2 protein-coding genes are annotated in these 6,557 nt (G+C 45.3%); one reads left to right on the forward strand and one right to left on the reverse strand.

Annotation, left to right across the window (positions count from 1 at the left end; genetic code table 11):
* Positions 1-419 (forward strand): IS30 family transposase (locus V2H77_RS01375; RefSeq protein WP_341497366.1); only part of this gene is annotated, 419 nt, incomplete at its 5' end.
* A gap of 175 nt (positions 420-594) precedes the next feature.
* On the opposite strand, the gene V2H77_RS01380 is transcribed toward V2H77_RS01375, so the two are convergent.
* Complete coding sequence (locus tag V2H77_RS01380) at positions 595-5,763, reverse strand: SDR family NAD(P)-dependent oxidoreductase (RefSeq protein ID WP_341497367.1); 5,169 nt, start codon at positions 5,761-5,763, stop codon at positions 595-597.
* Between the last annotated feature and the right edge of the window lie 794 nt (positions 5,764-6,557).

Consider the following 6,557-nt stretch of genomic DNA (forward strand, 5'->3'; position numbering starts at 1 on the left):
CCTTATTAACCCTGGTTGACCGTAAAACGCTGTATACAATTATTGTTAAACTGGATAGCAAGCGGGCATCAGAAGTGACGAAAGCGGCGGTGAAAGTATTATATCCGTTAAAACAAAGAGTTAAAACCATCACCTTCGATAACGGTTTGGAGTTCGCAGATCATGAAACCATAAGTAAAAAATTAGAAACTGAAATTTATTTTGCCCATCCTTACTCGCCTTGGGAGAGAGGGATCAATGAGAATATCAATGGGTTAATCAGACAATACTTTCCAAAGGGAACTGATTTTAATGAAGTCTCTGATCAGGAAATAAATTTTGTGGTAAACCGATTAAATCATCGTCCCCGAAAAACACGGGGTGGGAAAACCCCGAATGAATTATTTAAGGGTATACGAACATGTTTACTTCCAGATTAACGATGTTGCACTTATTATGTGAATCTACCTTAGATTAATTCTGTCATGTAAGACCTATTTTTCCTGATGTTTTTTCTGCTAATGATCGCCTGGGTACTAAGTTAGAAACCAACAATCTGAAAGCCCCATAGGGCTTTCAGAAAAGAACGAAGGTTTACCGCAGTTTTTGCTAAGATTATTCCTGCTTCGCAATTAACTTAATCTGCAATCGATATGCAATCAACGATGCAAGTTCCGACAGAGATTTATCGCTCAACAACAATTCCAGTGGAATATCCAAACGTAACTGTTTATTAATTTTTTGCACCAACATCAAACCATTCAATGAATCGATACCGTTGTTAATCAAAGGTTGATCAGGATGGAATAGTTCTGCCGGCATCCCCGTAATCTCACCGCAAAAGGTTTGTAATAAGCTAATAATATCGTTCAGATCACTCACCACAATCGTCTCGTCTACAGGTGAAGTCTGAACCACATTTTCTTGATAAATATCACGTAATAGCGGTAGATGACTCATTGAACCAGAAAGTAAACTTGACCAATCCGCCAAGAACGGCACCAGTTGCGGCTCAATACGTGCAAACAAACGATCTAAAACAGCTAATCCCTCCTCTGAACTAAATGGCTGTAAGCCACTGTTTTCCAATATTGAAAGCGTTCGACTATCCCGCAAAGCGATCCCCGCTTCCCACGGCCCCCAGTTAAGACTTAACGCGGGTAAACCTTGCTGACGCCGTAAGCAGGCTAGGCTATCCAACATGGCATTAGCCGCTGCGTAAGATGCCATGCCAGGTAAAGCCAATATTGCCCCCAACGAGGAAAACATAACGAAATGATCTAAAGGCGCATCAGCCAACGCTTGATGCAATGTCCAGGCGGCTAACGCTTTAGCGGCAAATACTCTATCAAACGCCTCAGGGCTGAGTTCACGATATCCCTGATCTTCAACATGCGCGGCACAATGAATCACCCCACGCAGCGGCTGGCTGGCTTGTTGCCGATACTGAGCCAAACCAATGTTGGTCATTTCCACATCACCGAGATCAATCGGTAGATAATTAGCCTCAACTCCCTGTTGATTCAGCATCTCCAGTAACGCCTGATCAGCCGTATCAAGAGTATGACGGCGGCCGATCAATAACAAATGACGAGCACCATGCTGTACCATCCAGGGAATCAATTGACGCCCCATATCACCGAAGGCGCCAGTCAGCAAATAGCAGCCATCTGGACGAAAACGCACAGGTGGTAACACGGGTATTTCAGGTAATAGCCCAAGACGTAATACATAACGTTGATGATGGCGCAGAGCCAATTGATCTTCGTCATCATCCGCCAATAGCGTATCCCACCACCGAGCGGGTGTAGTGGTATTGTCAATATCCAGTAATCCGCCCCACAGTGTAGTCGCTTCCTGCTGACCAATAACTCGCATCATTCCCCATAACGCCGCAGTAAACGGATCAGGCAGATCCTGCTCCGTGACTTGATGAGCACTTTGAGTAACGACCCACAAACGCGGTTTCACCGATCGCTCAGCTAGCGTTGCACATAAATGGATTAAAGCATGATAAGCCATCTGCGGAGCCTGTAATGGCCAGAGGATCAGTATTCTTTCAATCTCAGCGGGAAGAATTTCAACTAACTCCTGAACTTCCTGATAACTGTTAGGTAAACCAGAGTGCAACCAAGCATACCCGCCACGACGTTGCAATTCATCGGCCAATTCTTCTGCCAGAGTGTTTTTCCCCCCTAGAATAGCCCATTGCTTCACCGATTCTGTTGATGACGGAAATTCTGTTGATGACGAAGAGTCTATTTTGCGCCACTGAGGTTGACCTACCACCAAATTGTGAAGTCTGGAAGACAAGCTATTTGTTCTGTTACCAACAAGCTGAACGCCAAACCCGCTGATCTGACACAGCAATATACCGCTATCTGTATAGACATCAATATCACCAATCCATTGTTGTTGCGTCTGCTTAGTCTTTCGGGCATGGGCATGAACCCGACCTGACAATTTACCATTAATACGCAAATGCTGAATACTGACTGGGATACGGAAATCGCTGATAGGAATTGGCGCGTGAATATCAACAGATTGAATCGCCAACAACGATTGAAATATGCCATCCAACGCCGCAGGGTGAAAATCCATTCCTGCCAGTGTAGATGGCAATTCAATCTCACAGATTGTCTCTTCTTCACCGACAAACGCATGGCGCAAAGTACGAAAAATACCACTATAGCTGAAATGCAGATATTGAAATGCCTGATACAACCTCTCTTGGTTCCACATGCAAGGGTAGCGGTCATTTGCCGTTAACGGAGGAATAGAACAGGCAGTCGCACCCGGTACGACTATATTTACCTGTGCGCTGGCGGCAAGTTGACAATGTGTATCCTCCTCCAGATTATGGATAATGTATACTTTCACCTCCATTCGCTGGCGATCTAACTGTGTCTTTAACCTGAAATCCATGCCTGGTTCTAACAGTAAAGCCGATTGCAACACCATATTATCAAGCGATAAACCCACTCCGGGAAAACAGATATGCGCTGCTGCCAACATGACTTCAATATAGCCCGCAGCCGGAAACATCGCATTTCCCATGACAACATGATCGAGTAGCCAAGGCACTTGTTCCACAGCCAACTCAGTTTGCCAACTATCGCTGCCCGGCAGAGCTTCACCCAATAATACACCGCTCGATATACGCAATCGGCGGCGACGACTAATCGCTGGCTCATACCAATAAGATTGTTGATACCAAGAGTAAGTTGGTAGATCAATTGGGCAAGCGGTAGGCATTAAAGCCTGCCAGTCAGGTTCAATACCGGCTTCAAACAGTTGTCCTAATAGTTGCGGCCAATTCTGCCCTGAGCGACAAGCAAATACTTGCCCTCGATAAGGCTGACTCCAACGCTTTAATCCTGCACTTAATAAGGACTTAGGTGAAATTTCAAGAAAATGGCAGAACCCTGCTTTGAGCATATTTTCTACCGCATCGTCAAAACGGAATGGCGCGATGATATTGTCAGCCCAATGCTCAGGGCTCAACTTGCCGCTAATCAACTCCCCGGTGACTGACGAGAACACCGGTAACAAGGGTTTTGGTTCTGCTGCGGGAATAGTGGCCGCATCCGCAGTTAACCCGGCCCTGATCGGCTCCAAATAGTGGGAATGAACGGCAATGCTATACTTGAGCCGACTACTGGCGATACGTTGACGCTTTAAACGATCAGAAACGGCGGCTAATTCACTTACAGGCCCAGACAATAAGCAACGATCGATACTATTACATCCAGCTATCACTACAGCAGGTTCAGCACCAGGGGCTGACAAATAAGGCAATATCTGCTCCACCGTCGCTGCCGCGATTAATAATCCACCGCCTTTATTCAGCATACGTTGCAGATAACGATAACGCTGGTGTAGAAGTGTCAACGCCTGCGTTAGATCATAAATTCCCGCCAGATAACAAGCCGCCATTTCCCCGGAACTGTGACCAAGTAACGCCGCGGGTTTTAACCCCCACTTCCGCAACTGTGCGGCCATTGACACCTGTACGGCAAACTGCACTGACGGCTCTATCAGTTCATCGGTAGAAATTAATGTCGTGTATAAGGAAGGTGCGGAAAATCCCGTCCAAATTGCCTCACAACGCTCAAATTGTTCAGTAAACTCGGGAAATTGCTGAAACCAAGCGACAGAATCCTGCCAATCTTTACTGCCAATACCCGCAAACACCCAAACCAGACGATCAACTTTTTTATTATTATGCTTAGGCAACACACTCAGACTAGTCAACTGCTGTTGCAACTGTTCTCGGTTACTGAATACGATCCCCTTACGTAATGGAAAGCGGTGACGAGTCGCCGCTAAGCTATAACACAAATCATCAAGGGCAATATCCGGCTGCTGTTGCAGCAAATCAGCAATACGCTGCGCTTGTTGCTTAAGAGAAAATTCAGACTGTGCAGACAATGGCAGCATGAAAGCTTGCCCTTGCTTCGCCCGAAGTTGCGCGGGAGACTCTGTATGATTGCTTAACACCACATGAACATTCGTTCCGCCAAAACCAAAGGAGTTCACCCCTGCTATCACTTTTCCTTCAGGCAGTGACGTTAACTGCCGTGGAACCTGCAATCTCAAATCAGTAAAACGGATGTTGTGGTTAGGAGGATCGGCATGTAAATTGCCCGGCACCTGGCCCCGTTGTAAACACAATACTGCTTTAATTAACCCAGCAATACCCGCGGCGGCTTCCGTATGACCAATCACGGATTTACACGCGCCAATCAACAGTGGACGGTCTGTCGGAGTTGGCCGGCACGTCATCCCTAATGCTTTCGCTTCTATCGGATCGCCTACTGTGGTTCCAGTACCATGCGCCTCAATATAATCAATCTCTTTTGGGGAAATCCCGGCCTGAGCACAGGCCATCCGCACCACCCGTTGTTGCGCCGCTCTACTTGGCTGGGTAATCGTGGAAGTACGGCCATCTTGATTCGCAGCCGAACCGTGGATCACCGCTAAGACCGGATCGCCATCCTGTAAAGCCACGCTCAAGGGTTTCAGTAAAACAGCGCCTACCCCTTCACTACGTACATAACCATCAGCATTAGCTGAAAAGCTATGACAACGGTTGGTCAGCGACAAAAAACCGGTATGGCTTTCCACTATCGAAAAATCAGGCATCAGCATCAATTGGCTACCACCTGCCAGCGCCAGTTGTGATTCTCCGCGCCGCAAACTTTCACAAGCCAAATGTACCGCCAATAGAGACGATGAACAGGCGCTATCAATGGTCAAGGACGGCCCTTGAAAATCAAACGCATGGGATATCCGGTTTGACAACATGGTTCCTAGCGCGCCGGTTGCCGTATAACTGGTAGCCTGACGCAAATTAGTAAATTGCAGATGCATATAATCATGAGTGAAAGCGCCGATATAGACACCAACGGCCTGACCCGCCAACGATTTTGGCGTTATCCTCGCCCGTTCCAACGTTTCCCAGGTCACTTGCAACATCAGACGATGTTGTGGATCAATAAAAGGCGCTTCTGTACTGCTGATACCAAATACCTCTGCATCAAAGCCGGCTATATCAGTTATAAATCCACCCTCTCGCGCCACCATTCTCCCTGGTAGATTGCGATTTTGAGAACTATAAGCCTGAGTTGACCAACGTTCGGGCGGCACTGGGGTAATTGCATCACTTGAACCACACAACAGATGCCAGAATTCTTCTGGAGAGCTAACGTCCCCCGGAAAGCGGCAACCCATGCCGATAATAGCAATCGGCATATTGTCGCTTTTCATCATATTGATATTCATAGTGATATTATTTCCTCCTGTTGATAGTTTGTCGGCTTGCCAAGCTTATTCATTAACAATAGGTAATACCTCAACAACCGATATGCCAGAAAAATAATTCCTATGAGAGTTAATTAGGTAAGCATTTATACCCGTCATCTTTCAAGTTGCCTCTTTGTTGGCTGCACTCTCTCACCCCGGTCACATAGTTATCTATGCTCCCGAGGATTCGCTCCCTTGCCGTCGCGATGCATCTTGAAATCCATTGGGTATATATTCACTTTACAGAAAGCGATTGCGCAATATTTAAATCACACAATTTCAAATAGTAATGTAATTTCCTTCTTCTTTCATTAATTAAAGCGAATATTTCTGTGATATATCACTATCTTTTAATATATGTTAATTTAAACTTTTAATTCTACATTTATTTCATTGGGTATTATTGAGCAATGAAAGCGTGAATGTAATTTAAATTAATATTGGGGAATAATTCTTCTTTACAAAAAGAAGATTTTTCACAAAGAAACGCTTATATGACTGATAAAAAGATCAATAAAATAACCCTAATTAAATAAGCAGCAAATCAAAATAATTGAATCAGGCAATTTAAATTACAGTCTCTTTAAATTACAACCTCCCACATCATCACGTAGTTGATTAGCTTGAGGAGTATTATCGTTTTCCTCCTACTCCACCATTGCCTCCATTTATAATTGCTACGATAGGCATAACTCAGTCCGTGTTGGGGTTTGGGATTTTTCGCAATTGATCAGATCGCAAAAATCGGACTGAGTTCCCTCCAAGTGATCTAT

This window comes from Photorhabdus sp. P32, assembly GCF_038085095.1.
In the GTDB taxonomy this organism is placed as follows: Bacteria; Pseudomonadota; Gammaproteobacteria; order Enterobacterales; family Enterobacteriaceae; genus Photorhabdus; species Photorhabdus luminescens.

Coding starts and splice junctions, on each gene's coding strand:
- V2H77_RS01380 (WP_341497367.1), bottom strand. CDS start 5,763: ATGAATATCAATATGATGAAAAGCGACAATATGCCGATTGCTATTATC.